This is a genomic window from Streptomyces sp. NRRL F-5755, from assembly GCF_001279365.1.
Lineage (GTDB): Bacteria > Actinomycetota > Actinomycetes > Streptomycetales > Streptomycetaceae > Streptomyces > Streptomyces rimosus.
Window position 1 is genome coordinate 1 of sequence record NZ_LGCW01000282.1, and the last position, 26273, is coordinate 26273.

The 26273-nt window shown below is 70.9% G+C and carries 24 protein-coding genes and 1 riboswitch; of the genes, 13 read left to right on the top strand and 11 right to left on the bottom strand.

Going from position 1 to position 26273, the window contains the following annotated elements; genetic code table 11:
* Window positions 1-314 precede the first annotated feature (314 nt).
* From rpsB to ADK86_RS28095, 9 genes are all read left to right on the top strand, one after another.
* Window positions 315-1196, top strand: coding sequence for a 30S ribosomal protein S2 (gene rpsB / locus ADK86_RS28055; protein ID WP_003980214.1), 882 nt, complete (start codon window positions 315-317; stop codon window positions 1194-1196).
* A 109-nt stretch (window positions 1197-1305) separates the two neighbouring features.
* Window positions 1306-2142 (top strand): translation elongation factor Ts, encoded by an 837-nt coding sequence (gene tsf, locus ADK86_RS28060; protein WP_030598766.1) that lies wholly within the window; start codon window positions 1306-1308, stop codon window positions 2140-2142.
* Between the two features lie 176 nt (window positions 2143-2318).
* Window positions 2319-3092: a UMP kinase gene (gene pyrH / locus ADK86_RS28065; RefSeq protein WP_003980212.1), complete on the top strand. Its 774-nt coding sequence runs from the start codon at window positions 2319-2321 to the stop codon at window positions 3090-3092.
* Window positions 3093-3267: 175 nt separating this feature from the next.
* On the top strand, window positions 3268-3825 hold the full coding sequence (frr, locus tag ADK86_RS28070) for a ribosome recycling factor (RefSeq protein ID WP_003980211.1): 558 nt from the start codon (window positions 3268-3270) through the stop codon (window positions 3823-3825).
* On the top strand, window positions 3825-4964 hold the full coding sequence (locus ADK86_RS28075; protein ID WP_078620682.1) for a phosphatidate cytidylyltransferase: 1140 nt from the start codon (window positions 3825-3827) through the stop codon (window positions 4962-4964). The genes frr and ADK86_RS28075 overlap by 1 nt, the downstream gene beginning before the upstream one ends.
* A gap of 125 nt (window positions 4965-5089) precedes the next feature.
* Complete coding sequence (gene rlmN, locus ADK86_RS28080; RefSeq protein ID WP_053699129.1) at window positions 5090-6196, top strand: 23S rRNA (adenine(2503)-C(2))-methyltransferase RlmN; 1107 nt, start codon at window positions 5090-5092, stop codon at window positions 6194-6196.
* Window positions 6197-6229: 33 nt separating this feature from the next.
* A riboswitch (TPP riboswitch) is annotated at window positions 6230-6363 on the top strand.
* An 81-nt stretch (window positions 6364-6444) separates the two neighbouring features.
* On the top strand, window positions 6445-7524 hold the full coding sequence (locus ADK86_RS28085; RefSeq protein ID WP_053699130.1) for a thiamine ABC transporter substrate-binding protein: 1080 nt from the start codon (window positions 6445-6447) through the stop codon (window positions 7522-7524).
* A gap of 56 nt (window positions 7525-7580) precedes the next feature.
* Complete coding sequence (locus tag ADK86_RS28090) at window positions 7581-9194, top strand: ABC transporter permease (protein WP_053699161.1); 1614 nt, start codon at window positions 7581-7583, stop codon at window positions 9192-9194.
* Entirely contained in the window at window positions 9195-10256 is a 1062-nt protein-coding gene (locus tag ADK86_RS28095; protein ID WP_053699131.1) for an ABC transporter ATP-binding protein, read from the top strand.
* Between the two features lie 71 nt (window positions 10257-10327).
* Here the strand turns inward: ADK86_RS28095 and ADK86_RS28100 are convergent, their stop codons facing one another.
* The 6 genes from ADK86_RS28100 to ADK86_RS28125 all read right to left on the bottom strand — a co-directional run bounded on the left by ADK86_RS28100 (window position 10328) and on the right by ADK86_RS28125 (window position 16861).
* Entirely contained in the window at window positions 10328-11320 is a 993-nt protein-coding gene (locus tag ADK86_RS28100) for a hypothetical protein (protein ID WP_053699132.1), read from the bottom strand.
* 93 nt (window positions 11321-11413) lie between these two features.
* Window positions 11414-12559 (bottom strand): LOG family protein, encoded by a 1146-nt coding sequence (locus ADK86_RS28105; RefSeq protein WP_053699162.1) that lies wholly within the window; start codon window positions 12557-12559, stop codon window positions 11414-11416.
* Window positions 12560-12655: 96 nt separating this feature from the next.
* Complete coding sequence (locus tag ADK86_RS28110) at window positions 12656-13879, bottom strand: hypothetical protein (protein WP_053699133.1); 1224 nt, start codon at window positions 13877-13879, stop codon at window positions 12656-12658.
* Window positions 13861-14592 carry an ABC transporter ATP-binding protein gene (locus ADK86_RS28115; RefSeq protein ID WP_053699134.1) on the bottom strand — a complete coding sequence of 244 codons (732 nt, stop codon included), beginning with the start codon at window positions 14590-14592 and terminating at the stop codon, window positions 13861-13863. Before ADK86_RS28115 ends, ADK86_RS28110 begins: the two co-directional genes overlap by 19 nt.
* A gap of 431 nt (window positions 14593-15023) precedes the next feature.
* The gene (locus ADK86_RS28120) at window positions 15024-16385 is read right to left on the bottom strand and encodes an aspartate aminotransferase family protein (RefSeq protein WP_053699135.1); all 1362 of its coding nucleotides are present in this window, start codon (window positions 16383-16385) and stop codon (window positions 15024-15026) included.
* Window positions 16386-16387: 2 nt separating this feature from the next.
* Entirely contained in the window at window positions 16388-16861 is a 474-nt protein-coding gene (locus tag ADK86_RS28125) for an Lrp/AsnC family transcriptional regulator (RefSeq protein WP_003980199.1), read from the bottom strand.
* 178 nt (window positions 16862-17039) lie between these two features.
* On the opposite strand from ADK86_RS28125, the gene ADK86_RS28130 reads away from it, so the two are divergent.
* Entirely contained in the window at window positions 17040-18494 is a 1455-nt protein-coding gene (locus tag ADK86_RS28130) for a gamma-aminobutyraldehyde dehydrogenase (RefSeq protein WP_053699136.1), read from the top strand.
* A gap of 129 nt (window positions 18495-18623) precedes the next feature.
* Window positions 18624-19808 (top strand): polyamine ABC transporter substrate-binding protein, encoded by a 1185-nt coding sequence (locus ADK86_RS28135; RefSeq protein WP_053699137.1) that lies wholly within the window; start codon window positions 18624-18626, stop codon window positions 19806-19808.
* A gap of 21 nt (window positions 19809-19829) precedes the next feature.
* Here ADK86_RS28135 and ADK86_RS28140 read toward each other — a convergent pair whose 3' ends face one another.
* Window positions 19830-20777, bottom strand: coding sequence for a hypothetical protein (locus ADK86_RS28140; RefSeq protein ID WP_053699138.1), 948 nt, complete (start codon window positions 20775-20777; stop codon window positions 19830-19832).
* Window positions 20778-20987: 210 nt separating this feature from the next.
* Here ADK86_RS28140 and ADK86_RS28145 point away from each other — a divergent pair, with 210 nt between their 5' ends.
* Window positions 20988-21521 (top strand): HXXEE domain-containing protein, encoded by a 534-nt coding sequence (locus ADK86_RS28145; RefSeq protein ID WP_053699139.1) that lies wholly within the window; start codon window positions 20988-20990, stop codon window positions 21519-21521.
* A gap of 21 nt (window positions 21522-21542) precedes the next feature.
* Here the strand turns inward: ADK86_RS28145 and ADK86_RS28150 are convergent, their stop codons facing one another.
* The 3 genes from ADK86_RS28150 to ADK86_RS43410 form a co-directional block, all read right to left on the bottom strand.
* Entirely contained in the window at window positions 21543-22211 is a 669-nt protein-coding gene (locus ADK86_RS28150; RefSeq protein WP_234346070.1) for a glycerophosphodiester phosphodiesterase, read from the bottom strand.
* Between the two features lie 116 nt (window positions 22212-22327).
* Window positions 22328-23350 carry an adenosine deaminase gene (locus ADK86_RS28155; RefSeq protein WP_053699140.1) on the bottom strand — a complete coding sequence of 341 codons (1023 nt, stop codon included), beginning with the start codon at window positions 23348-23350 and terminating at the stop codon, window positions 22328-22330.
* 143 nt (window positions 23351-23493) lie between these two features.
* On the bottom strand, window positions 23494-23817 hold the full coding sequence (locus ADK86_RS43410; RefSeq protein WP_053699141.1) for a hypothetical protein: 324 nt from the start codon (window positions 23815-23817) through the stop codon (window positions 23494-23496).
* Between the two features lie 1042 nt (window positions 23818-24859).
* On the opposite strand from ADK86_RS43410, the gene ADK86_RS43415 reads away from it, so the two are divergent.
* Complete coding sequence (locus tag ADK86_RS43415) at window positions 24860-25438, top strand: DUF4190 domain-containing protein (RefSeq protein ID WP_159393987.1); 579 nt, start codon at window positions 24860-24862, stop codon at window positions 25436-25438.
* A 46-nt stretch (window positions 25439-25484) separates the two neighbouring features.
* On the opposite strand, the gene ADK86_RS28170 is transcribed toward ADK86_RS43415, so the two are convergent.
* The gene (locus ADK86_RS28170) at window positions 25485-26111 is read right to left on the bottom strand and encodes an NADAR family protein (protein ID WP_053699164.1); all 627 of its coding nucleotides are present in this window, start codon (window positions 26109-26111) and stop codon (window positions 25485-25487) included.
* Window positions 26112-26273 lie beyond the last annotated feature (162 nt).

Below are 26273 nucleotides of genomic sequence, written 5' to 3' on the forward strand. Positions count from 1 at the left end.
CCCCGCGGCCAGCCTCTCCTACCCGCAGGCCGACCCTGCACCCCCACAATCCGCCCCCGCCCCCACATGGCCGAAAGGAGCGTGTCGCCCGTCCCTTCGGCGGTCCCGTACACTTCTTGTGGCGATCCGGGTCACCGGGTCGACTTCGCACGCCCCGCCACCGGCGCAACAGTCCCTTTTCGGGCAGCACGGTGGCCGCGCCCCTCGGTCCTCGGAAGACCCCGCAAGGTCTCTTCCCCGGCAGAGCGCGCCGGGGCGTCAGGCACCGCGGCCGCCCGGCCGCAGTGGAACCGAGTAACACGAGGAGTACGGCCATGGCCGTCGTCACGATGCGGGAGCTGCTGGAGAGCGGCGTCCACTTCGGGCACCAGACCCGCCGTTGGAACCCGAAGATGAAGCGCTTCATCTTCACGGAGCGCAACGGCATCTACATCATCGACCTGCTCCAGTCGCTGTCGTACATCGACCGCGCCTACGAGTTCGTCAAGGAGACCGTCGCCCACGGCGGCTCGGTGATGTTCGTCGGCACCAAGAAGCAGGCCCAGGAGGCCATTGCCGAGCAGGCGACCCGCGTGGGCATGCCCTACGTGAACCAGCGCTGGCTCGGCGGCATGCTGACCAACTTCTCGACCGTCTACAAGCGCCTGCAGCGCCTGAAGGAGCTCGAGCAGATCGACTTCGAGGATGTGGCCGCCTCCGGCCTCACCAAGAAGGAGCTCCTGGTCCTCTCCCGCGAGAAGGCCAAGCTGGAGAAGACCCTCGGTGGTATCCGCGAGATGCAGAAGGTGCCCAGCGCCGTCTGGATCGTGGACACCAAGAAGGAGCACATCGCCGTCGGCGAGGCGCGCAAGCTCAACATCCCGGTCGTGGCGATCCTGGACACGAACTGCGACCCGGACGAGGTCGACTACAAGATCCCGGGCAACGACGACGCGATCCGCTCCGTCACCCTGCTCACCCGCGTGATCGCCGACGCCGTCGCCGAGGGCCTCATCGCCCGCTCCGGCGCCGCCACCGGCGACCAGAAGCCGGGCGAGAAGGCCGGCGAGCCGCTCGCCGAGTGGGAGCGCGACCTGCTCGAGGGTGACAAGAAGGCCGACTCCGAGGACGCCGCCAAGGCCGAGGACAAGCCCGCCGAGGCCCCCGCCGCCGAGGCTGCCCCCGAGGCCGAGAAGCCGGCCGCCGAGCAGGCCTGACGCCGCACGACTGGTTGACGACGGCGGGGGAGAGCGCCAAGCGCGCTGCCCCCGCCGTCCACCCGTAGATCTTTCGACTGTCGAGATTTCGAGAAGAGATTCACAGACCATGGCGAACTACACCGCCGCGGACGTCAAGAAGCTTCGTGAGCTGACCGGCGCCGGCATGATGGACTGCAAGAAGGCCCTGGACGAGGCCGAGGGCAGCGTCGACAAGGCCGTGGAGATCCTCCGCGTCAAGGGCCAGAAGGGCGTCGCCAAGCGCGAGGGCCGTTCGGCCGAGAACGGCGCCGTCGTCTCCCTCATCTCCGAGGACAAGACCTCCGGCGTCCTGCTGGAGCTGAAGTGCGAGACGGACTTCGTCGCCAAGGGTGACAAGTTCCTGGCCGTCGCCGACGCGCTGGCCGCGCACGTCGCCAAGACCTCCCCGGCCGACATCGAGGCGCTGCTCGCCTCCGAGATCGAGGCCGGCAAGACCGTCCAGGCGTACGTCGACGAGGCCAACGCCACCCTCGGCGAGAAGATCGTCCTGGACCGCTTCGCGCAGTTCTCCGGTGGCTACGTGGCCGCCTACATGCACCGCACCATGCCCGACCTCCCGCCGCAGGTCGGCGTCCTGGTCGAGCTGGACAAGGAGAACGCCGAGGTCGCCAAGGACGTCGCGCAGCACATCGCCGCGTTCGCGCCGAAGTACCTCACCCGTGAGGACGTCCCGGCCGACATCGTCGAGAACGAGCGCCGCGTCGCCGAGGCCACCTCGCGCGAGGAGGGCAAGCCCGAGGCCGCCCTCCCGAAGATCGTCGAGGGTCGCGTCAACGGCTTCTTCAAGGAGAACACGCTGCTGGCGCAGCCCTTCGCGAAGGACAACAAGAAGTCCGTCGAGAAGGTCCTGGAAGAGGCCGGTGTCTCGCTGAAGCGCTTCGCGCGCATCCGCGTCGGCGCCTGAGCCCAGCCGTGGGCCTTGTCGCCAAGGCCAGCGAATGACCTACGGCCCCGCTAGGGTCGTACGCAGTCGGCCGCGTACCGGCCGGCCGCAGATGTGACGAGGAGGCCATTGCCGTACAGGGATCTGAACCAGACCCCCGGCAATGGCCTTCTTCGTATGTGCACGAGGAGAGCGTGATGAATCAGGGTGCCGACGGCGCGGACACAGCCCACAAAGCCGACAGCGAAGGGAAGGGACGCTTCCTGCTGAAGCTGTCGGGCGAAGCGTTCGCCGGCGGCGGCGGACTGGGTGTCGACCCCGATGTCGTGCACGCCATCGCCCGCGAGATCGCGGCCGTGGTCCGGGACGGCTACGAGATCGCCATCGTGATCGGCGGCGGCAACTTCTTCCGCGGCGCCGAGCTCCAGCAGCGCGGCATGGACCGGGCCCGCTCCGACTACATGGGCATGCTCGGCACGGTCATGAACTGCCTGGCCCTCCAGGACTTCCTGGAGAAGGAGGGCATCGACTGCCGCGTCCAGACCGCCATCACCATGGGGCAGGTTGCGGAGCCCTACATCCCGCTGCGCGCCGTGCGGCACATGGAGAAGGGCCGCGTGGTCATCTTCGGGGCCGGCATGGGGATGCCGTACTTCTCCACCGACACCACCGCCGCCCAGCGCGCCCTGGAGGTCGGTGCCGAGGCCATGCTGATGGGCAAGAACGGGGTGGACGGGGTCTACGACGCCGACCCCAAGAAGTTCCCGGACGCGGTGAAGTTCGACGCTCTCGAGTACGGCGAGGTCATCACCCGCGACCTCAAGGTCGCCGACGCCACCGCCATCACGCTCTGCCGTGACAACAAGCTTCCGATCCTCGTCTTCGAGCTGCTCGCCGAGGGCAACATCGCGCGCGCGGTGAAGGGTGAGAAGATCGGCACGCTCGTCAGCGATCAGGGCACCCGGGCCTGACGGCCCCAACTGCCGTATTGCCGTACGGGCAGCGCGCCGTACGGGCGGCAACCCCGGGTCGGGGGAAGACCCCGGCACGGGGATGGACAACTGCCTGCCGGTCGGACACCGTGCAGGAGAAGACGCGCGGCAGGGGCGAGGCTCTGCTTCTTACCGAAAAGACCAGGAGCAAGTGGTGATCGAAGAGATCCTCCTCGAGGCCGAGGAGAAGATGGAGAAGGCCGTCGTGGTCGCCAAGGAGGACTTCGCCGCGATTCGCACCGGGCGTGCGCACCCGGCGATGTTCAACAAGATCGTGGCGGACTACTACGGCGCCATGACGCCGATCAACCAGCTGGCGTCGTTCTCGGTGCCCGAACCGCGGATGGCCGTGGTGACCCCGTTCGACAAGAGCGCCCTGCGCAACATCGAGCAGGCGATCCGGGACTCCGACCTGGGCGTCAACCCGAGCAACGACGGCCACATCATTCGTGTGAACTTCCCGGAGCTCACCGAGGAGCGCCGCCGGGAGTTCATCAAGGTCGCCAAGAACAAGGCCGAGGACTCGAAGATCTCGATCCGCAGCATCCGGCGCAAGGCCAAGGAAGCCCTCGACAAGCTCGTCAAGGACAAGGAGTCCGGCGAGGACGAGGTGCGCCGGGCGGAGAAGGAGCTCGACGACACCACCGCGAAGTACGTCGCGCAGGTGGACGAGCTCCTCAAGCACAAGGAATCCGAGCTCCTCGAGGTCTGATGAACGAGTCATCCTGGGGGGCCCCGCCTGGCGTCGGCCGAGCCGGTCAATGGGGACCACCCGACCAGGGACCCGTCGGTTCGGCGGGTCCCGCGCATGACTGGGGCGCGGCGGCGCAGACTCGCCCCATGCCCATCGTGCCCGACGCAGGCGGACACCAGGACGACGACCGGAACCCTCTGGACGACGACCGGGACCACCGGGACGACCCGGGGGCCGCTCGGCTGAGCGGCCCCCTGTTCCGCGATGAACAGCCGCAGGAGCCCATGCCCACCTCTTTGCCGGGGTCCGACAGCTCGGAGCAGCCCCACAAACCGCAGAAGAAGAGCGCGGGACGCAATCTCCGGGCCGCCATAGGCGTCGGGCTCGGCCTCGGCGCCGTCATCCTGTTCTCGCTCTTCGTCTACAAGCCGCTGTTCGTGGGCGTGATAGTCATCGCGGTGGTCGTGGGCCTGTGGGAGCTGACCTCGCGGCTGTCGGAACGCAAGGACATCAAGGTGCCGCTGGTGCCGCTCGCGCTCGGCGGTACGGCGATGGTGGTCGCCGGCTACGTCCGCGGCGCGGAAGGCGCCTGGGTGGCAATGGCGCTCACCGCGCTCGCCGTCCTGGTGTGGCGCATGACCGAGGCCCCGGAGAACTATCTGCGGGACGTCACAGCGGGCGTCTTCGCGACGTTCTACGTGCCCTTCCTGGCGACGTTCGTGGCGATGATGCTCGCCGCCGACGACGGACCGCAGCGCGTCCTGACGTTCCTGCTGCTGACCGTCGTCAGCGACACGGGCGCGTACGCGGTGGGCTGGCGCTTCGGCAAGCACAAGCTCGCGCCGCGCATCAGCCCCGGCAAGACCCGCGAGGGGCTGTTCGGCGCCGTGCTGTTCGCCATGGTCGCGGGCGCGCTGAGCATGGAGCTGATCATCGAGAACGGGGCCTGGTGGCAGGGCCTGCTGCTGGGCATCGCGGTCGCCGCCAGCGCGACGCTCGGCGACCTCGGCGAGTCCATGATCAAGCGGGACCTCGGCATCAAGGACATGGGCACGCTGCTGCCCGGCCACGGCGGCATCATGGACCGCCTGGACTCCCTCCTGCCGACTGCCCCGATCGTCTGGCTGCTGTACGTCATCTTCGTCGGCTCCGGCTGACCAGCGGTTTCCCGTACGTACGAGGGGGCCCGCCACATCGAGTGGCGGGCCTTTTCGTACGCCTGGACGGGCCCCGATCCGCGTCGGCGATCGTCACTTCGTACGTCTGCGACACTGGAAGAACCATGCCTAAGCCCGGAGAACTCACTTTCGTCGCGCCGCGCGGGGCCAAGAAGCCCCCGCGGCACCTTGCTGATCTCACCCCCGCCGAGCGGCGCGAAGCCGTGGCCGCGGCCGGTGAGAAGCCGTTCCGCGCCAAGCAGCTGTCGCAGCACTACTTCGCGCGGTACGCGCACGACCCGGCGGAGTGGACCGACATCCCGGCCGCGGCGCGCGAGAAGCTGGCGGCGGAGCTGCTGCCCGAGCTGATGAGTGTGGTGCGCCACATCTCCTGTGACGACGACACCACGCGCAAGACGCTGTGGAGGCTGCACGACGGCACCCTCGTGGAGTCCGTGCTGATGCGCTACCCAGACCGGGTCACGATGTGCATCTCGTCGCAGGCCGGGTGCGGCATGAACTGCCCGTTCTGCGCGACGGGGCAGGCGGGGCTGGACCGGAACCTGTCCACCGCCGAGATTGTTCACCAGATCGTCGACGGCATGCGGGCGCTGCGTGACGGCGAGGTTCCGGGTGGTCCGGCCCGGCTGTCCAACATCGTCTTCATGGGCATGGGTGAGCCGCTGGCGAACTACAAGCGGGTCGTGGGGGCGATCCGCCGGCTGACCGACCCCGAGCCCGACGGCGTGGGGCTGTCCCAGCGCGGCATCACGGTCTCCACGGTCGGCCTGGTCCCGGCGATGCTGCGGTTCGCGGACGAAGGTCTCAAGTGCCGGCTCGCGGTGTCGCTGCACGCCCCCGACGACGAGCTGCGCGACACGCTCGTGCCGGTCAACACGCGCTGGAAGGTGCGTGAGGTGCTGGACGCGGCCTGGGAGTACGCCGAGAAGTCCAGCCGCCGCATCTCGATCGAGTACGCCCTGATTCGGGACATCAACGACCAGGCGTGGCGTGGCGACCTGCTGGGCCGCCTGCTCAAGGGCAAGCGCGTCCACGTGAACCTGATCCCGCTGAACCCGACCCCCGGCTCGAAGTGGACCGCCTCGCGCCCCGAGGACGAGAAGGCGTTCGTCGAGGCCATCGCCGCGCACGGCGTGCCGGTGACCGTTCGCGACACGCGCGGGCAGGAGATCGACGGCGCCTGCGGGCAGCTCGCCGCCGCGGAGCGCTGAACGCCCGCTGGTACTGTGTGATCGAACAAATGCACATTCCGACAGGGGAGCGCCACAGCGCTGAGAGTGCGGCAGTGTCACGGACCGAGCGTCACGGACACCGAGTGCCGCAGACCCTTGAACCTCGCCCGGGTCATTCCGGGTAGGAAGTTCGGTCGTCACTCATGCTGTTGCGCCCCACCCGGCCTTCGTCCGACGAAGCGCCGGGTGGGGCCGCGTCTCTTCCTGGCCAGCCAGGAGGAAAACCAGTGAGCACCACCAGAAGGACCACCGTCGTCGCGCTGGCCGTCGTGGCCGGCCTGACGGCGCTCGCCGCCTGCGGCTCGGGCGGCGGCGGGAAGAGCGCGGATTCCAAGACGGTCACGCTCGTCAGCCACGACTCCTTCAACGCCTCCAAGTCCGTACTGGAGGAGTTCACGAAGCAGACCGGCTACAAGGTCAACGTGCTCAAGGGCGGGGACGCGGGCAAGACCGTCAACCAGGCGATCCTGTCGAAGGACAACCCCCAGGGCGACGTGTTCTTCGGCATCGACAACACGCTGCTGTCGCGAGGGCTGAAGGCGGGGATCTTCAGCCCGTACCAGGCCAAGGGGCTGGAGAGCGTCCCCGAGGAGCTTCAGCTCGACAAGGCGGAGCACCGGGTGACGCCCGTGGACTACGGCGACACCTGCGTCAACTACGACCGCGCCTACTTCGCCGAGCACAAGATTGCGCCGCCCCGGACCTTCGACGACCTGCTCAAGCCCGAGTACAAGGGTCTGCTGGTCACCGAGAACTCCGCCACGTCGTCGCCCGGGCTGGCCTTCCAGCTCGGCACCATCGCCAAGTACGGAGAGTCCGGCTGGCAGGACTACTGGAAGAAGCTCAAGGCCAACGGCGTGGAGGTCGTGGACGGCTGGGAGCAGGCGTACAACGAGCGCTTCTCGGGTTCGGCGGCAGGCAAGGGCAAGGGTGACAAGCCCCTGGTGGTCTCGTACGCCTCCAGCCCGCCCGTCGAGGTGCTCGGCAAGAAGCCCGAGCCCAAGGAGGCGCCGACTGGCGTCGCGACCGGCACCTGCTTCCGGCAGACCGAGTTCGCGGGGCTGCTGAAGGGTGCCGGGAACGAGAAGGGCGGCAAGGCGCTGCTGGACTTCCTGCTGAGCAAGAAGTTCCAGGAGGACGTGCCGCTCCAGATGTTCGTCAACCCGGCGCGTACCGACGCCAAGGTGCCGGAGCTGTTCACCAAGTACGGCGAGAAGATCGACAAGCCGGGGACGGTGGCCCCGGAGGCGATCACCGAGAACCGCGAAAAATGGATCAAGCAGTGGTCCTCGCTCGTCCTGAAGTGACCGGCCGCGCGGGGCGGGCGCGCACGTCGCGGCGTACGGCCTCGCGGCTGGCGTTGATGGCCCTGCCGCTCGCCTTCTTCGCGCTCTTCTTCGCTTATCCCGTCGTCGCGATCGTCGGACGGGGGCTGAAGGACGGCGGACAGTGGCAGCTAGGCCGGGCCGGGGAGGTGCTCTCCGACCCGGACGTGCTGCACGTCCTGTGGTTCACCGTCTGGCAGGCGGCGGCCTCGACCGGGCTCACGCTCCTGATCGCGCTCCCCGGCGCGTATGTCTTCGCGCGCTTCGAGTTCCCCGGAAAGAAGCTGCTGCGGTCCGTTGTCGCGGTGCCGTTCGTCCTGCCGACGGTGGTCGTCGGTTCGGCGTTCCTGGCTCTGGTCGGGCGTGGTGGGGTGCTGGACGACCTGTGGGGCGTACGGCTGGACACCTCGGTATGGGCGATCCTGCTGGCGCACGTGTTCTTCAACTACGCCGTGGTCGTACGCACGGTGGCCGGACTCTGGAGCCAGCTCGACCCGCGGCAGGAGGAAGCGGCCCGGGTGCTGGGGGCCTCTCGCTGGCAGGCATGGCGCCGGGTGACGCTGCCCGCCCTCGCGCCGGCCGTCGCGGCCGCCGCGCTGATGGTCTTCCTCTTCACCTTCACCTCCTTCGGGGTGGTGCAGATTTTGGGCGGGCCGGCGTTCTCCACCCTCGAAGTGGAGATCTACCGGCAGACCGCCGACTTCCTGGACCTCCCCACGGCCGCCGGCCTCACGCTGCTGCAGTCCGCCGCCGTACTGGCCCTGCTGGCCCTGCACGCCTGGACCGTACGGCGGCGGGAGGCCACCCTCACACTGGTCGCCCCCGCGCAGACGGCACGGCGCCCCCGGGGCATGGGGCAGTGGGCGCTGCTGTGGGGCACGCTCGCCGTGATCACGCTGCTGTTGGTGGTGCCCCTGGCCGTACTGATCGAGCGGTCCTTCGCCGGGCCGGACGGCTACGGGCTCACGTTCTACCGGACGCTGCAGTCCGCCGCCTCCATGGACAGCACCTTCGCCGTCGCCCCGCTGAACGCCCTGTGGAACTCGCTCGCCTACGGGGCTGCCGCCACGCTGATCGCCCTGGTGGTGGGAGGCCTGGCGGCGGCCGCGCTGACGAGGCGGGGCGGCAGGCTGGTGCGGGGATTCGACGCGCTCCTGATGCTGCCCCTTGGCGTCTCCGCCGTGACCGTGGGTTTCGGCTTTCTGATCACTCTCGACAAGCCGCCGCTCGATCTGCGGTCGTCCTGGTGGCTGGTACCGCTGGCACAGGCGCTAGTCGGGGTGCCCTTCGTCGTACGCACCATGCTGCCCGTGCTGCGCGCGGTGGACGAGCGGCTGCGGGAGGCCGCGGCGGTGCTCGGGGCCTCGCCGTGGCGGGTGTGGCGCGAGGTCGACCTGCCGCTGGTGCGGCGGGCGCTGCTGATCGCCGCGGGCTTCGCCTTCGCCGTGTCGCTGGGCGAGTTCGGCGCGACGGTCTTCATCGCCCGGCCGGACAACCCGACCCTGCCGGTCGCCGTGGCGCGGCTGCTGGGGCGCGCCGGGGAACTCAACTACGGGCAGGCGATGGCCCTGTCGACGATCTTGATGGTGGTGTGCGCGGGCGCTCTGCTGACGCTGGAGCGCGTCCGCACCGATCAGGCCGGAGAGTTTTAGATGGCGGAACACGCTGACACGGTGGCGGACAAGGCACTGCTGCGCCTGGAAGATGTCACCGTTCGCTTCCGGGACGGGCAGCCACCGGCCCTGGACGCGGTGGACCTGAGCGTCGCCGCGCAGGAGATCGTCTGTGTGCTGGGGCCCAGCGGCAGTGGCAAGTCCACCCTGCTGCGGGTCGTGGCGGGCCTGCAGACCGCCGACGCGGGACGGGTGTTCCTGGAAGGCCGCGACCAGTCGGGTGTCCCCACGCACCGGCGTGGCGTCGGGCTGATGTTCCAGGACCATCAGCTCTTCCCACAGCGAGATGTCGGCGGCAACGTGGCCTTCGGCCTGCGTATGCACGGGGCGTCCCGCGCCGTGCAGGACCGTACGGTGACCGAACTCCTGGACCTCGTCGGCCTGCCGGGCGCCCAGCGGCGCGCCGTGGCGGCCCTCTCAGGCGGCGAACAGCAGCGCGTGGCGCTGGCCCGCGCCCTTGCGCCCCGGCCCCGGCTGCTGATGCTGGACGAGCCCCTCGGCCAGCTCGACCGCGGCCTGCGCGAGCGCCTGGTCGTGGAGCTCCGGCGAGTCTTCGGCGAGTTGGGTACGACCGTGCTGGCCGTGACGCACGACCAGGGTGAGGCGTTCGCGCTGGCCGACCGGGTGGTGATCATGCAGGAGGGCCGCATCGCGCAGAGCGGCACACCGCTGGAGGTCTGGCAGCGCCCCGCCACCGAGTTCGTCGCCCGCTTCCTCGGCTTCGACAACGTGGTGACGGCGACCGTACGGGGCGAGGCGGCCGACACACCGTGGGGCAAGCTCCCTGTCCCGGAGGGGACGCCGGACGGGGTGTGCCGCCTGCTCGTACGTCCGGCCGGCGTACGGCTCACGAGCGCCACGCAGGGCCTGCCCTGCACCGTTACGGCCCGCACCTTCCGCGGCACCCACGTCACACTTCTTCTCCAGCCCGGAGACGGCCCGCAACTGGAGGCGGCATGCGCGCTGCGCGACGCCCCGGAGGACGGGGAGACGGTGGGCGTCGCGTTCCTTGCCGGGGATGTCGTGGTTCTGGAGCGCTGAGGGGCGTCCCTACGAGGAACTGGCGTGGGGCGCTCGCCATGGGGCGCCCCGCCCGGTCGTCCGCCCCGGTGTCAGCTTCCGGTGGCCGCTCTGTCCGGTGCCCGCCTGCCGTCCTCGGTCGCTGCCCCTGCCCCAGTCGCGTGCGCGGGGGCCGTCGAACCGTCGTCCGGCGCCGTACCCGTGGCTTCGGCGCCGCCCTCCGGCTCGCCGAACCAAGCGACCGCGACGGCGCCGGCCACCGCGACGACGAACCCGAGTATGGCCATCCAGGCGAAGCCCGGACGGGAGGAGTCGCCGAGCCACAGCACCCCGAGGATGCCGGGCACCACCGTCTCGCCCACCACCAGTGCCGCCGTGGCGCCGTTGACCGAACCGATCTGGAGGGCCACCGTGTGCAGGTACATGCCGCCGACACCGGCGACGAGGATGGCGTAGAGCGCCGGGTCGGCCAGCAGCGTGGGCAGGTGGAACGGGTCGATGCCGTTCAGTACGCGTACGCCGACGCCGAGCGCGCCGAAGCCCAGGCCGGACAGCAGGCCGGCGAGGATCGCGGCGCGGCTGCCGAGCAGCCGGACGATCAGCGTGCCGCCGCCGATCACCAGGACCGAGGCGACCAGCAGCCACCAGTGGGTGGCCGTCGAGGCGTCACCGCCGCCCTCCGGGCCCGCGGCGGTGGCCAGCAGGACCAGCGCCGAGCAGACCACGCCGATGGAGACCCACTCGCGCGCGTTCAGCCGGATGCCGAGCAGTTTGATGCTGAGCACGGCGGTGATCACGAGGTTGGCGCTGATGACGGTCTGCGAGAGGAACAGCGGCAGCAGCCGGGCGGCCAGCGCGCCGAGCCCGAACCCTATGAAGTCCAGCACCGTGCCGACCATGAACTCCCACGTCACGGCGGCTTTGGCGGTGGACGAGAGGCTGGGGCCGCCGTGCTGGGTGAGGCCGGTCGTGGACGCGGCGGCCGCTTCCCGACGCGCGGACTTGCGCGATCCCACCGCTTGCAGGACCGACCCCGTGCCGTAGCAGGCCGAGGCCGCTACCGCCGTCAGAAGACCGATGAGCACCAAGAACTCCGTTCACGCACTGCCTGGATTTACCAGTTCATTACCTGTTAGGCAGACGTGGATTCGGGGGCGGGAGTTGCCTCGGGCGCGCCATCAGATGGCGCGGGGCTGATCGCACGCCGCGCCGTCCACGAGGGCGGCCAGCGCGTCCGGCGCCTCGTCCACCGAGTCGACCAGAGCGATCTTCGCGGACATGCGGCGCTCGGCGGCGAGGGCCCGCAGCAGCGGCCAGGCGGGCAGCTTCTCGGTCCAGTGGGTGCGGTCGACGAGGACCATGGGGGTCGGTTCGCCCCGCGATCCGTAGTAGTTCGGGGTGGCGTTGTCGAAGATCTCCTGTACGGTCCCCGCCGCGCCGGGCAGGAAGACGACTCCGGCGTTGGAGCGCGCCAGGAGGCCGTCCTCGCGGACCACGTTGACGAAGTACTTGGCGATGCGGGCCGCGAAGGCGTTCGGCGGCTCGTGGCCGTAGAACCAGGTGGGGATGCCGACCGAATCGCCGCCGTCCGGCCAGCGTTCGCGCACCTCGAAGGCGGCCCGCGCCCAGTCGGTCACCGAAGGGGCGAAGTGCGGCACCTTGGCGAGGAGGGCCAGGCTCTCGTCGAGCATGGCGTCGTCGAAGGGTGCGGCGTACGCGCCGAGGTTCGCGGCCTCCATGGCGCCCGGGCCGCCGCCTGTGGCCACCGTCAGGCCCGCGCGGGCGAGCCGCCGCCCGAGCCGGGCCGCGCCTTCGTACGCACCGGACCCGCGTTCCAGCGCGTGCCCGCCCATGACCCCGACGACGCGGGCGCCCGCGAGGTGCTCGTCCAGGGCGTCCGAGATGGCGTCGTCGTGGATGCTGCGCAGCATCGAGGCGAAGACGTCGCCGTCCGACATGGTGCGCTGGTACCAGTCGTAGGCCAGCGCGTCGGGCGTGGCGGGGTAACCGGCGTCGGTGGCGAGGGACTCGAAGAGTTCGCCGGGCGAGTAGAGGCGTCCGCGGTACGGGTCGAAGGGCAGGTCCGGTATCGGCGGGAAGACCAGGGCGCCGCCTGCCCGGACGCTCGCGGCGGCCGCCGGCTCCATGCGGCAGCCGAGGAAGACGGCCTCGGAGGCCGGCGTGCCGAGCAGCGCGGTGGTGCGGCCGGTCAGGTCGACGGACTGGACGCGGTAGCCGGAAAGGGTGCCCGTCTCCAGTACGCGGTCGAATTCGGCGAGCGTCTCGATCTCGCGGTCGCCGCCGTGGCGTTGCGACCGCTCGATGGGGCGGTGGGGCGCGGGGGACTCCGGGTTCGGCTGCACGGTCGTCATCGTAGGCGGGCGGTGCGTGGGGCCGGGCGGGGGCCGGTGGAGTGCGGCTCAGTGGAGCAGAGGAAGCGCGGCCAGTTCCGCGATGGCCCAGGTCAAAGGGCCGAGGACGACGAGGAGGGCCAGGACGCGCAGGACGGAGGCGCGGAAGAGGACGGAGCGCGGGGTGCCGAGACGGCGGAGCGCGGCGGTGGTGTGGGTACGGGCCCAGCGGGCTTCGAGAGCCGCCGTCAAGGCGCTGGCCGTGACGCAGGCCAGGACGAGGGCCGCGCCCAGACCGGTGAGCGGACCGAACGGGCGGGTGGGGGCCGCTTCGTACACCTTCACCGCCGCGTACGCGCCGGAGGCGACGGCGCAGAGTACGCCAAGGGGGCGGCCGATGCGCCGGGACTCCTCCTGGAGGACGCGGCCGGCGAGCAGGCGGACGGCCCCCGGGCGGCCGGCGGCCAGGAGACGGCCGGACAGCCGCGCCAGGCCGGGGCCGGCCAGGACGAGGCCGAGGGTGGACAGCGCCCAGCCCGCCAGAACGCCCGGCGGGCTGCCGATGAGGCGTCCGGGCAACGGGAGGAGCGTGTCGGCGTCGGCAGGGCCGCGGCTGACGTACGTCTCCAGGGCGAGCCCGGCCGCCGTCAGCGCCATGCCCCAGGGGAGCGCGGCGGGCACGGCGGAGGCGGTGCTGCTGGTGCCCATGGCGGTCAGGGGCTCGCCGGCACCGGCACCGGCGCCGGTGGAAGCTCCCGTACGGCGTCCGGCGCCACGGGCGTTCCTGCGCGGGCGCAGGACGACCGCGGTGGCGGTGGCCGCCGTCACCGGTACGACGGCGAGGAGCATCAGCGCACCGGCGAGCGGAAAGGAGTGGCCCGCGCCGAGGAGCTGGGTGGCGGAGTCGGCGGCGGTCGCGCCGCCGAAGTCGCCGCGCACCATGAGGAAGGCGAGCAGCGCGACGAAGCTGCCCAGCACGCACGACACGGCCGTGGAGGTGGCGGCGATCATCGTCAGCCGTACGGGGCCCAGTCCGGCGGCGGACATGCCCCGTTGGAGGCGGGAGGCGGGGTCCGTACGGGCCGCGGACACCGCGAGCTGGATGGTGGCCGCGACCGGGACGGCGCACCACAGGAGGCGTACGAACGAGTCGGCGGCCGTCGCTGGGTGGGCCGCGGCGTGGCCGAGCGCGGCCAGCAGCAGGAAGCCGGTGCCGCCGGACGCGGCGGCGACGAGCAGGCGGCGCAGCAGGACGAGGGGATGGGCCCCACGGGCTAGACGGAGAGCGAGCACTCTGCCCTGCTTTCCTTGTCGGGGACGGGGGCCTTGGCGCCGGTACGGCGGCCGTCGAGGAGTGCCACGGTACGGTCCGCGAGGGTGCCGGCCTCGGGTTCGTGGGTGGCGAGGACGACCGTGATCTCGTGCGAGCGGGCGGCCGTGGTGATGGTGCGCAGGACCTGCGCGGCGTCCGCACGGTGCAGGGGCGCCGTGGGCTCGTCGGCGAACAGGACCTGCGGCGCGCAGGCCAGGGCGCGGGCGATGGCGATGCGCTGGCGCTGCGACTGGTCGAGCCGGCCCGGGCGTTGGCGGGCGCACATGCCCACGTCCAGACGCTCCAGCCACTCGCACGCGGTCTGCTTGGCGGTGCGGTGGCCGGTCCCGCGCAGGAGCAGGGGGAGGGCGGCGTTCTCCCAGGCGGTCAGTTCGGGGACGAGGTGGGGTTCGGTGTCCACCCAGCCGAAGCGGTCCAGGCGCAGCCGTTCCCGGCCGGCCGGTGAGAGCGTGTGCACTGGTGAACTGTTGAACCAGATTTCGCCGCTGTCCGGAGCAAGTTGGCCGGAAAGACACCGCAGGAGGGTCGTCTTGCCGCAGCCGCGGGGCCCCGTGACGGCGAGGATCTCGCCCTCGCGGACACCGACGGAGACCCCCGTCAGCGCGGGGGAGCCGGCGTATGTGTGGTGCAGGCCGCGCGCCCAGAGAACGTCGTTGTCAGGTGGGGCCACCATCTGCGCACCTCATGCTCGTCGCGTCCGATCGTTCCCCCGACCGGGTGAACGACCATGGAGGGTATCGGTCACTGGCACGGTAAGGAGTGGCGACCCTCGGTATTCGGCGCTCGGCGCGCACCACGGCCCAGGTTCACTCAAATGGAGGCTTATATGAAGAATCTGGGTGGAGGAGCGGAGAGGAAGGGCTGAAGGGGGGAGCGCGGGGCCGGGAGGGGGCGCGGCCACGGGCTGCGGGGCGGGCCGCGCCCACCTGGCAGGCGCGCAAGCCCGTACGCCCACGAACCCGCTCGCTCCACGGGCGGGCGCGCGAGTCGAGGCAGCCGCTCGCGCGGCTGGTGGGGGTACGGGGCTACGGGGCCCACGCCGGTACTGCGAGCGGGGCGCACGGGGCCGCACCCCCGGACGCTCCTCACCTCACGAAGTACGCCTCACAGCTTGCCCCATGCCTCCTGCAGTGTGCCCCGCAGTATCTGCTCGATCTCGTCGAAGACCGGCTGGTCGGCGATGAGCGGCGGGGCGAGCTGGATCACCGGGTCGCCGCGGTCGTCGGCGCGGCAGTAGAGGCCGTTGTCGTACAGGGCCTTGGAGAGGAAGCCGTACAGGACGCGCTCGGTCTCTTCCTCGTTGAAGGACTCCTTGGTGGTCTTGTCCTTGACGAGTTCGATGCCGTAGAAGAAGCCGTTGCCGCGGACGTCGCCGACGATGGGCAGGTCGTGGAGCTTCTTCAGAGTGGAGAAGAAAGCTTCTTCCTTGTCCAGTACGTGCTGATTGAGGTTCTCGCGCTCGAAGATGTCGAGGTTGGCGCAGGCGACGGCGGCGGAGACCGGGTGGCCGCCGAAGGTGTAGCCGTGCAGGAAGGTGTTGTCTCCCTTGTAGAACGGCTCGGCCAGCCGGTCGGAGATGACACACGCGCCGATGGGGGAGTAGCCCGAGGTCATGCCCTTGGCGCAGGTGATCATGTCCGGTACGTAGCCGAACTTGTCGCAGGCGAACATCGTGCCCAGGCGGCCGAAGGCGCAGATGACCTCGTCCGAGACGAGCAGCACGTCGTAGCGGTCGCAGATCTCGCGGACGCGCTGGAAGTAGCCGGGCGGGGGCGGGAAGCAGCCGCCCGCGTTCTGCACCGGCTCCAGGAAGACGGCGGCGACGGTGTCCGGGCCCTCGAAGAGGATCTGCTGCTCGATCTGGTCGGCGGCCCAGCGGCCGAACGCCTCCGGGTCGTCGCCGAAGAGCGGCGCGCGGTAGATGTTGGTGTTCGGGACCTTGTGCGCGCCGGGGACCAGCGGCTCGAACGGGGCCTTCAGGCCCGGCAGGCCGGTGATGGACAGCGCGCCCTGCGGGGTGCCGTGGTAGGCCACCGCACGGGAAATGACCTTGTGCTTGGTGGGCTTGCCGGTGAGCTTGAAGTACTGCTTCGCCAGCTTCCACGCGGTCTCGACGGCCTCGCCGCCGCCGGTGGTGAAGAAGACCTTGTTCAGGTCGCCCGGCGCGTGGTGCGCGAGCCGCTCGGCGAGCTCCACGGCCTTGGGGTGGGCGTACGACCAGATGGGGAAGAATGCCAGGTCCTGGGCCTGCTTGAGCGCGGTCTCGGCGAGTTCGGCGCGGCCGTGCCCGGCCTGTACGACGAACAGGCCGGCCAGGCCGTCGATGTAGCGCTTGCCCTTGTCGTCGTAGATGTTGGTGCCCTCGCCGCGCACGATCGTCGGCACGGGGGCGTTCTCGTACGACGACATGCGGGTGAAGTGCATCCACAGGTGGTCGTAGGCCGTCTTCGAGAGGTCAGCGGTCATGGCTATCTGGTTCCCCAGGTGTAGGTCTGCTTGCGGAGCTTGAGATAGACGAAGCTCTCCGTGGTCCGGACGCCGGGCAGCGTGCGGATGCGCTTGTTGATCATTTCCAGCAGGTGGTCGTCGTCCTCGCAGACGATCTCGATGAGGAGGTCGAAGGAGCCCGCGGTCATGACGACGTATTCGACCTCCTCCATGGCCGTCAGGGCGTCGGCCACCGGGTCGAGGTCGCCCTCGACGTTGATCCCGACCATCGCCTGCCGCCGGAAGCCGACCGTGAGGGGGTCGGTGACCGCGACGATCTGCATCACGCCTTGGTCGAGCAGTTTCTGTACGCGTTGCCGCACCGCCGCCTCGGACAGGCCCACGGCCTTGCCGATCGCGGCGTACGGACGGCGGCCGTCCTCCTGGAGCTGCTCGATGATCGCCAGGGAGACGGAGTCGATCGACTGGGTGCCGTTTCTGTCACGAGTGGCCACAGCCCTCACTGTGCACGAGCCTCGTCAGTCCCGCAACCCCGATTCAATGAAATCAGTTGCCCAGAGAAGTCGACGCCACTGATTCCGTCGTTCATCCGTTGTGGGTATGTCGAAAACGTCGCCTCCCTGGCTAGGGTGGGCATCTCAATCAATGGACACCTGACAGGAGGGGTCGCTCGTGACCACCGAACTGCGTCGGCTGCGCAACTACATCGACGGGGAGTTCCGGGACGCCGCCGACGGGCGGACCACGGAGGTGGTCAACCCGGCCACGGGTGAGGCGTACGCCACCGCTCCGCTGTCCGCCGCCGCGGACGTGGACGCGGCGATGGCCGCCGCCGAGGCCGCGTTCCCCGCCTGGCGCGACCTGGTGCCGGCCGAGCGCCAGAAGGTACTGCTCAAGATCGCCGACCGCTTCGAGGAGCGGGCCGAGGAGCTGATCGCCGCCGAGTCGGAGAACTGTGGCAAGCCGATCGCGCTCGTGCGCTCGGAGGAGATCCCGCCGATGGTGGACCAGATCCGCTTCTTCGCGGGGGCCGCCCGGATGCTGGAGGGCCGCGCGGCGGGCGAGTACATGGACGGCTTCACGTCCATCATCCGCCGCGAGCCGGTCGGCGTCTGCGCGCAGGTCGCGCCGTGGAACTACCCGATGATGATGGCGGTGTGGAAGTTCGCCCCGGCGCTGGCCGCGGGCAACACCGTCGTCCTCAAGCCCTCCGACACCACCCCCGCCTCCACCGTGCTGATCGCCGAGATCATCGGTGGCGTGCTGGACGAGCTGGGCCACAGCCGCGGCGTGTTCAACGTCGTCTGCGGCGACCGTGACACCGGCCGCCTGATGGTCGAGCACCCGACCCCGGCGATGGCCTCCATCACCGGCTCCGTGCGGGCCGGCATGCAGGTCGCCGAGTCCGCCTCCAAGGACCTCAAGCGGGTCCACCTGGAACTGGGCGGCAAGGCCCCGGTCGTGGTCTTCGAGGACACCGACATCGCCAAGGCCGTCGAGGACATCTCGGTGGCGGGCTACTTCAACGCCGGCCAGGACTGTACGGCCGCGACCCGCGTGCTCGTCCACGAGTCCATCCACGACGAGTTCGTGACCGCGCTCGCCAAGGCCGCCGCCGACACCAAGACCGGCCCGGTCGACGACGAGGACGTGCTCTACGGCCCGCTGAACAACGCCAACCAGCTGGCGCAGGTCAAGCGCTTCATCGACGGCCTGCCCGCGCACGCCAAGATCGAGGCGGGCGGCCACCAGGTCGGCGAGAAGGGCTACTTCTACGCGCCCACCGTCGTCTCCGGCCTCAAGCAGGACGACGAGATCATCCAGAAGGAGGTCTTCGGGCCGGTCATCACCGTCCAGTCCTTCCGGGACGAGGACCAGGCCGTCGAGTGGTCCAACGGCGTGGAGTACGCGCTGGCGTCCTCGGTGTGGACCAAGGACCACGCGCGCGCCATGCGGATGTCCAAGAAGCTGGACTTCGGGTGCGTGTGGATCAACACCCACATCCCGCTGGTCGCCGAGATGCCGCACGGCGGCTTCAAGAAGTCCGGATACGGCAAGGACCTGTCGGGCTACGGCTTCGAGGACTACACGCGCGTCAAGCACGTGATGACGTCGCTGGACGGCTGAACCCGCCCCGCCGGGCGACGGGGCCCCGCATGGCGCCCCGCCGCCCGGCACACCGTCGTGGGCGGCGGCCCGGCAGCCGACGTTCTGCCGGGTTGCCGTCGCCGCCCCCGGCGCGTGAGAGTGCTCGCCATGCCTGAACTTTCGCGGCGTTCGCTGCTACGGAGCACCGTCGGTACGGGAGCGGCCGGGGCCATGGCCCTGCTGGCGGCCGGATGCGGGGTGCCCGCCGCGTACGTCGCCCCGGCCGACCGCGGCGCCCCCGACCGCTCGGCCCGGGACCGGCGCCTGACCTTCGCCAACTGGCCGCTCTACATCGACGTGGACGAGCGGGACCCGCGGCGGCGGCCGACCCTGGAGGCGTTCGAGAAGCACACCGGCATCTCCGTGACGTACACCGAAGAGATCAACGACAACGACGAGTTCTTCGGCAAGATCAGCCCCGCGCTGATGAACCACCAGCCCACGGGGCGCGACCTGATCGTCATCAGCGACTGGATGTGCGGCCGGTACGTACGCCTCGGCTGGGTGCAGGAGATGGACCGCGCGCGGCAGCCGAACGTCGCGCGCCACCTCGACCCGCTGCTGCGCACCCCGCACTTCGACCCGGGACGCAGGCACTCCGTGCCGTGGCAGTCGGGCATCACCGGCATCGCGTACAACCGCAGGAAGCTCGGCCGGGAGATCCAGCACACCGCGGACCTGTGGAAGGACGATCTGCGCGGGCGGGTGACGCTGCTGTCCGGGATGGACGAGTCCTTCGCGATGCTCATGCAGGGCGACGGTGTGGACATCACACGCTGGAAAGAGGACGACTTCTATCGGATGACGGACCGCATCCGTCGTCTGGTGGCCAAGAAGCACATCCGGCGCTTCACCGGCAACGACTACATCAAGGACCTCGCCTCGGGCGACGTGCTTGCGGCGCAGGCGTACTCGGGCGATGTCATCCAGCTCAAGGAGGACAACCCGGACATCGAGTTCGTGGTGCCGCAGGAAGGCGCCGAACTGTGGGCGGAGAGCCTGATGATCCCCGACCGCGCCGAGCACAAGCGCAACGCGGAACAGCTGATCGACTTCTACTACCGGCCGGAGATCGCCGCCGAACTGGCCGTCTGGGTCAACTACGTCTGCCCCGTACCGGCCGCGCGGGACGTCCTCGCCTCCTCCAAGGACGAGGAACGCGCCGCGCTGGCCGAGGACCCGCTGGTCTTCCCGGACGACTCCCTGCGCAAGCGCCTGGCCATAGCTCGTGACATCACCTCCAAGGAGCGCCCGGCGTTCGCCAAGGAGTGGAACGGGATCGTGGGGCTGTGAGGCGGCGGGCCGGCGCGTGGTTCAGCCCGGCATGCCCCGCGCGACGGCTTCCTCCAAGGCCGTACGCAGCGCCCCGTACGTAGGGGCCAGCCGCCGCAGTCCGGCTTCCAGCGCACGGTCGTCTCCCGAGACGACGGGGCGTTGCAGGCCGCCGACCATGCGGGACTGCTCGGCCAGAAGGGCCGCCGGGGTATCGAGGTCCAGTGAGGCGAGGCAGGCTGCCGCGTCGTTGAGACGGCGGGCGCCGAGGCGGACGGCGAAGACGCGGAGCAGGTCGCGGGTCTCCGGGGACAGGCCCTTGACCACCTGGTCCGCTAGCGCTTCGGCGGCGGCCGTGCCGCCAAGCGACCCGGGCGGCATGGGCAGGTCGTCGCGTCCGGCCAGCCACCGTACGGCGTCGGGCAGCGACCGCCGCAGGGCCTCGGCCGGGTCGGCTGCCCGCTCCTGTACGAAGGCGGAGCGCATCACGTACGGGGCATCCGTGTACGTGACCGACTCCGCGCGCCATGCGGCGGCGAAGGCCGGGGCGGACAGCGTCGCGTACGGGTGTCCGTGCGGGTCGTGGAGAAGGACGGTGCCGTCTTCGATCGCCAGCACCACTACGTAGTGATCGGCGCCGACCGCAGTGCCGGAGCCGGGCTGGTACAGCAACAGACCCATCTCCACCGGGCCGACCAGAACGGGGCCCTCCGCACAGGCGGCCCCGAGCCGCGCCAGTGCCTCGTCCTGGGTGCCGCCCGCGCTGCGTACACAGCGCAGACCGAGCGCTGACACGGCGGCGTCCAGGCCGGTTTCCGGGTCCCAGCCGTACGGGTCGAACCACGGCAGGGTGCCACCGACGAGCTGCATGCCGAAGGGTGAGCCGGTGAGGGTTTCGATGACGGCGGGGGACGGGGCGGCGTCGGGGCCGAGCACCATGGCCAGGGAATGGCTGTAGCAGTACGGGCCGGAGCCGGTGTAGGTGAGCATGCTTGTCCTTGGGTGTGGGTGTGGGGGTGGGTGTGGGTGCGGGTTCGGGGGAGGGCGGCGTCTGCTGGGTGGTGCTCACCAGTGCACGGCCTGACACGGTGGCAAGGTCAAGCGGCGACGGTAAGTGATCGGTTGCGAGCGGTCGTTGGACTGTGCCGGTCCCGTGACCCCTTACGGGCGGACTTCGCCGCCGTGCCAGACTCACCGCTCATGTCGCAGAAAACACAGGACCTGAGCCCCGCCGTCACGTTCGGACTGCTCGCCGCCTGGGCGTTGCATGACGCGGAGGAGGTGGCCTTCGGGCCGCGGTGGATCCGGGAACACCTGCCGGAGCTGCGGAAGCGGTTCCCTGGGGCGCCCGAACGGCTCTGGCGGGCGCTGGAGGGCGTCGACCAGCGGGAGTTCACGGTCGCGGTAGGCGCCATGGCGGTAATCGTGGCCGCCGCCTCGGTGCGCGGGCACCGCACCGGCGGCCGCTCGGCCTTCTTCCAGGGCGCCGTGGACGGGTTCGGGCTCCACGGCCTCATGCACCTCGCGCAGGCCGCCGCCGTACGCGGCTACACCCCCGGGTCGGCCACCTCGCCGTTCATCGTCGTCCCGTACGCACTATGGGCGCGCGGGCGGCTACGGCGCGCCGGGCGGCTCCGGCCGACGGACGCACGGGGCGTGGCGAGCGGGCTGGCTGCCGCCGGGGCGGCCACCGCCCTGTCGCACCTCGTGGCGCGGCGGCTGGTGCGGCGCTGAGGCGCACGGGGCCGGTACGCCTCAGAGCGCCGCGCGGATGGCGGCCACCCGGTTGGTCGTGACGGCGTCGACGCCGGCGCGCTTGAGGCGGCGCGTGGCGCGGGGCGTGTCGATGGTCCAGGCGGCGAACAAGTAGCCGTCAGCGTGAGCCCGTTCCACCAGGTCCCTGGTCACCAGGCCGAAGTGGTAGTTGAGCCAGCGAGGGCGTACGCGGGCCAGCAGTTCGGGACGGGGCGGGGCCGTACGGCACCAGGAGAGGGCGAGTTCGGCGGCCGGGTCCGCGGCGCGGACGGCGAGCATGGACAGGCCGCCGCCGCAGTAGTACGCACGGGCCTCGGCGTCCGACTCGCGGACCTCGCTGACGGCGGCCGCCGCGGCCGCGGGGTCGGGGAGGTCGATCAGGGCGCGCGCGGACGGGTACTTGGCCGTGAGCGCGAGGGCGTCGCGCAGAGTCGGGATGCCGCCCGCAGTGAGCTCGGCGGCCTGGCCGTACGTGAGTGAGGACAGCGGACGGTCGTGGCCCCACAGGCGTTCCAGCGTGGCGTCGTGCAGCAGCACCGGGACGCGGTCGGCAGTCAGCCGTACGTCGATCTCGACCGCGTCGGCGCCCGCTTCGAGCGCGGCGCGCAGCGAGGCGAGGGTGTTCTCCCGCGCCTGGTACGGGGCGCCGCGATGGCCGATGACCGCCACCTGTCCGCGCCCGGGAATCGGGCGCGTCAGCCCGGCAGCGGGCGGTGCCTGCCCGGCCGGCGCCCGCTCCGCCGGGGCGGGTACCGGCGCCGGATCCGCTGCGCGCCGTGCGGGCCTCACCGCGGCCACGCCGCCGTGTAGTCGTCGATCTCGGCGGTCAGCGCGGCCTTCGCGGCGGAGTCCATGAAGGACGCCTCGACGGCGTTCTTCGCCAGGGCGGCGACCCCGGCCGCGTCGAGGTCCAGCAGGCGCGCGGCCACGCCGTACTCCAGGCACAGGTCCGTGCCGAACATCGGCGGGTCGTCACTGTTGATCGTCACCAGCACACCCGCGTCGACCATCTCCTTCAGCGGGTGCTCGTCGAGGGTGCGCACGGCGCGGGTGGCGATGTTCGAGGTCGGGCAGACCTCCAGCGGGATACGGTGCTCGGCGAGGTGGGCCAGCAGCTTCGGGTCCTGGACAGAACTGGTGCCGTGGCCGATCCGCTCGGCACGCAGCTCGGTCAGCGCGTCCCAGACGGTCTGCGGTCCGGTGGTCTCCCCGGCGTGCGGAACGGAGTGCAGGCCGGCGGCGATGGCCCGGTCGAAGTACGGCTTGAACTGTCCGCGCGGCACGCCGATCTCCGGGCCGCCGAGCCCGAAGGAAACCAGGCCCTCCGGCTGCAGGTCACAGGCGATACGCGTGGTCTCCTCGGCAGCCGTCAGCCCCGCCTCGCCCGGAATGTCGAAGCACCAGCGCAGCACCACGCCCAGCTCGGTCTCCGCGGCCTTGCGTGCGTCCTCGATCGCCTCGACGAAGGCGGCGTCCGGGATACCGCGGCGGGTGGAGCTGTACGGGGTGACGGTCAGTTCGGCGTAGCGGATGTTCTGCCGCGCCATGTCCCGGGCGACCTCGTACGTCAGCAGCCGTACGTCTTGCGCGTCGCGGATCAGGTCCACGACGGAGAGGTAGACCTGGATGAAGTGCGCGAAGTCCCGGAAGGTGAAGTAGTCGGTGAGTGCTTCCGGGTCGGTGGGGACCGCGGAGTCCGGGTGGCGGGCGGCCAGCTCGGCGACGATGCGCGGGGACGCCGATCCGATGTGGTGGACGTGCAGCTCGGCCTTGGGCAGTCCGGCGATGAAGGCGTCGAGATCGGACAACGGATCCTCCTGGTCGAGGGGCGAGCTGGGCGTGCCGCGGACGGGAATCATCGTAGGCGGGGAGCGCCATGCGGAACGGCGCAGGTCTTAGCATGGGCGCAAGCGAAACGTGGGGCGAATGTGGGGGTGTCGATGTCCGGCAGTCAGCAGCCCGAACCGCGCGAGGCGTGGGCGCCGGTGGGGGGTCGGGAGGCGTCGGGCGCGACGAAGTCGGCTGCGCCGGAGTCGGGCGTGTCGAGGCCGGGTGCGCGGACGGCGGACCTGTCGGAAACCAGCGCCGCCGGGGCTGGGGCCGGGGCTGCCGCGCAGCCGGAACTTTGGGAGCCGCGGGAGCCGCTGGAGGGGCGGGAGGCGTCGGCTGCGATGGGGACGACAGCGCCGGCTTCGGCGGTGACGGAGTCGGCCGTGCCAGCGGCGTCTGTGTCGAAGCCGGGCGCGCCGAAGCGGGGCGTGCCGACGGCGGGCATGCCGAACTCCATCGTCGCCGCGAGAACTGCGGCGCAGCCTGAACTACGCGCCCCGCGGACCCCGCCTGAGGGGCGGAAGTCCTCGGCCGCGACCGGGATGGCAGCGCCGGAGTCGGCGGTGACCGAGTCAGCTGTGTCGGCGGCCGATGTGTCGAAGCCGGCCGCACCGAAGCCGGGTGCGGCAATGGCGGATATGCCGGACCCCATCGCCGCCGCTGGGACTGCGGCGCAGCCTGAACCGGACGACGCGTGGGCGTCGTCGGAGAGCCGGAAATCGTCGGCTGCGGCTGGGATGGCGGTGCCGGATTCGGCGACGACCGAGTCAGCTGCGCCGACGGCCGATGCGCCGACGGCGGACGTGCCGGAACCCGCCGTCGCCGTGGCGGGGGCTGCGGCGCAGCGTGAACCGCGCGACCCGTGGGCGCCTCCGGGAGGCCGTCAGCCGTTGGCCGCGACCGGGACGGCCACGTCGAAGTCGGCCGTGACCAAGACGGCGGCACCGAAGCAGGGTGGACCGACCGCAGACGTGCCGGACCCCACCGCCGCCGGGACCGCCCCGCAGCCCGAACCGCACGACCCGTGGGCGCCCCCGGAAGACCGTCACCCGTCGGCCGCCACCAGAACGGCTACGTCGAAGTCGGCCGGGACCAGGACAGCCGCACCGAAGGCAGCCATCCCGAATACGTCCACCCCCACCGCGGACCTGCCCGCACGCACCCCCACCGGAACCGAACCCAACCCCCCAGGTGGCCGATACGACGTCCCCCCGCCGCCACCCGCGCCGGGCTTGGCAGGGGCCTATGCGCCGCCCGGGTCCGGTACGCCGCCGATATCCGGCGCCGGGGCGGGTGGGCAGCGGGACGCAGCACCGAACGGCAGCGGCGGGCGGCCGGACGGTGACGGCGGTTTCCCTGCGGGCACCGCGCCCCTTCCCCACGGCGCCTCCGCGTCTCCGTACGGCAGTTCTGGCCCCAGCAGCTGGGGCCCGTACCCGGGCGGCCGGACGGGGCAGCACGTGCCGCCGGGCTACCAGCCCTACTGGATGCCGATCGCGTTGAACAACGGGTTCGGCACCGCCGCTCTCGTTCTCGGAATCGTGGGTACCGTCCTCTTCTTCACCGTGGCTTTTGGGCTCCTCCTCGGTTTGCTCGCGATCATTTTCGGTGCCATCGGGCGCAGCAAGGCGGACCGGGGCGAGGCGGACAACGGCGGGAGTGCGCTGGCCGGATTGATCATGGGCGGTGTGGCGATGCTGCTGAGCGTGCTCATGGTCTGCTACGTCGTGGTGGCCAACGCGACCTATGAGGATGGCGATCCGTGGGGCCCCGGCTACTCCGACGATTCGGGCTTCGGCGACTCGACCTCCGGCGGTTCCGGCTCCGGCACCGATGACGACGGCGCAGACACGGACGGCCGCCCTGACGACGACGGCCCGGACACGTACGAAGCCGCACCCGCCCCCGACCTCCGTACGGCTCCCGACCTCCGTACGGCCCCCGGCCCCCGTACGGCCGAAGCCGCGCCCGCGTCCGCCGTACCGGGACCGACCGCCGTCCCGGACCTCCGGAACCTCCCGGCGGCCCGTACCGGCACCCGGACCGTCGTGCTCACCCAGCTCTGAAGCCCGCAGCCCTTACCCAGTCCTGAAGCCCCGTCCCCGCCCAGCCCTAATCGCCCGCCCTCAGCCGCTGCCGAGCCTCCATCAGCGCGAACCCCAGCAAGTTCGGGCCCCGCCAGCGCGCCGGATCCTGCGCGCGTTCGTCGTCGGCGGCCAGCCCGATTCCCCATATGCGGTCCAGGGGGCTGGCTTCGACCAGGACGCGCGAGCCTGTCCCCAAGAGGTACGCGCGCAGGGCGTCGTCCTGGCCGAACTTGTGCACATTGCCCTCGACGACGAACGCGAAGCGGTGCTGCTCCCACAGTGCGTCGTCGAAGCCGCGTACCGAGCGGCCCGCGTCCTTGGCCTGCTTGGGGTGGACGGCGGCTATCGCCCGCCGCTCCGCCTCCGCGTCCTCGAACAGCCGGGCCTTGCAGGCCATCATCCAGTGCTCGGCGGTGGCGTACCGCACGCCGTCGACCGTGAACGGCGACGGCCACCACTGGCTGAAGCAGCTCGCGCCCAGCTCGCCGTCGCGGCGAGGGGTGTGGCCCCAGAAATAGACGTACTTGTACCGCTCACCGGCGGCCGTCCGCGCGGTCAGCTCCTCCACCGACCGTGGCCCGTCCGCCGTCGGTGCGGCCGCTGCCGATGCGGCCCCGGCCGTGTCCGCCGCGCCGTTGCGTGGCTCGTTCATCTCCCTGCCCCCCGTGCTGTCGTGCATCATGCCGGGATTCTGTCAGCGGGCACTGACAACGTGTCGGGGTGCCGTACGACGGAAATCGCAGAATCCGTCGCGTAACCAAAAGGCAACAACGGAATCCCTTGTTGGGGTCCTGCTCCTCTGTCAAGATCAGCC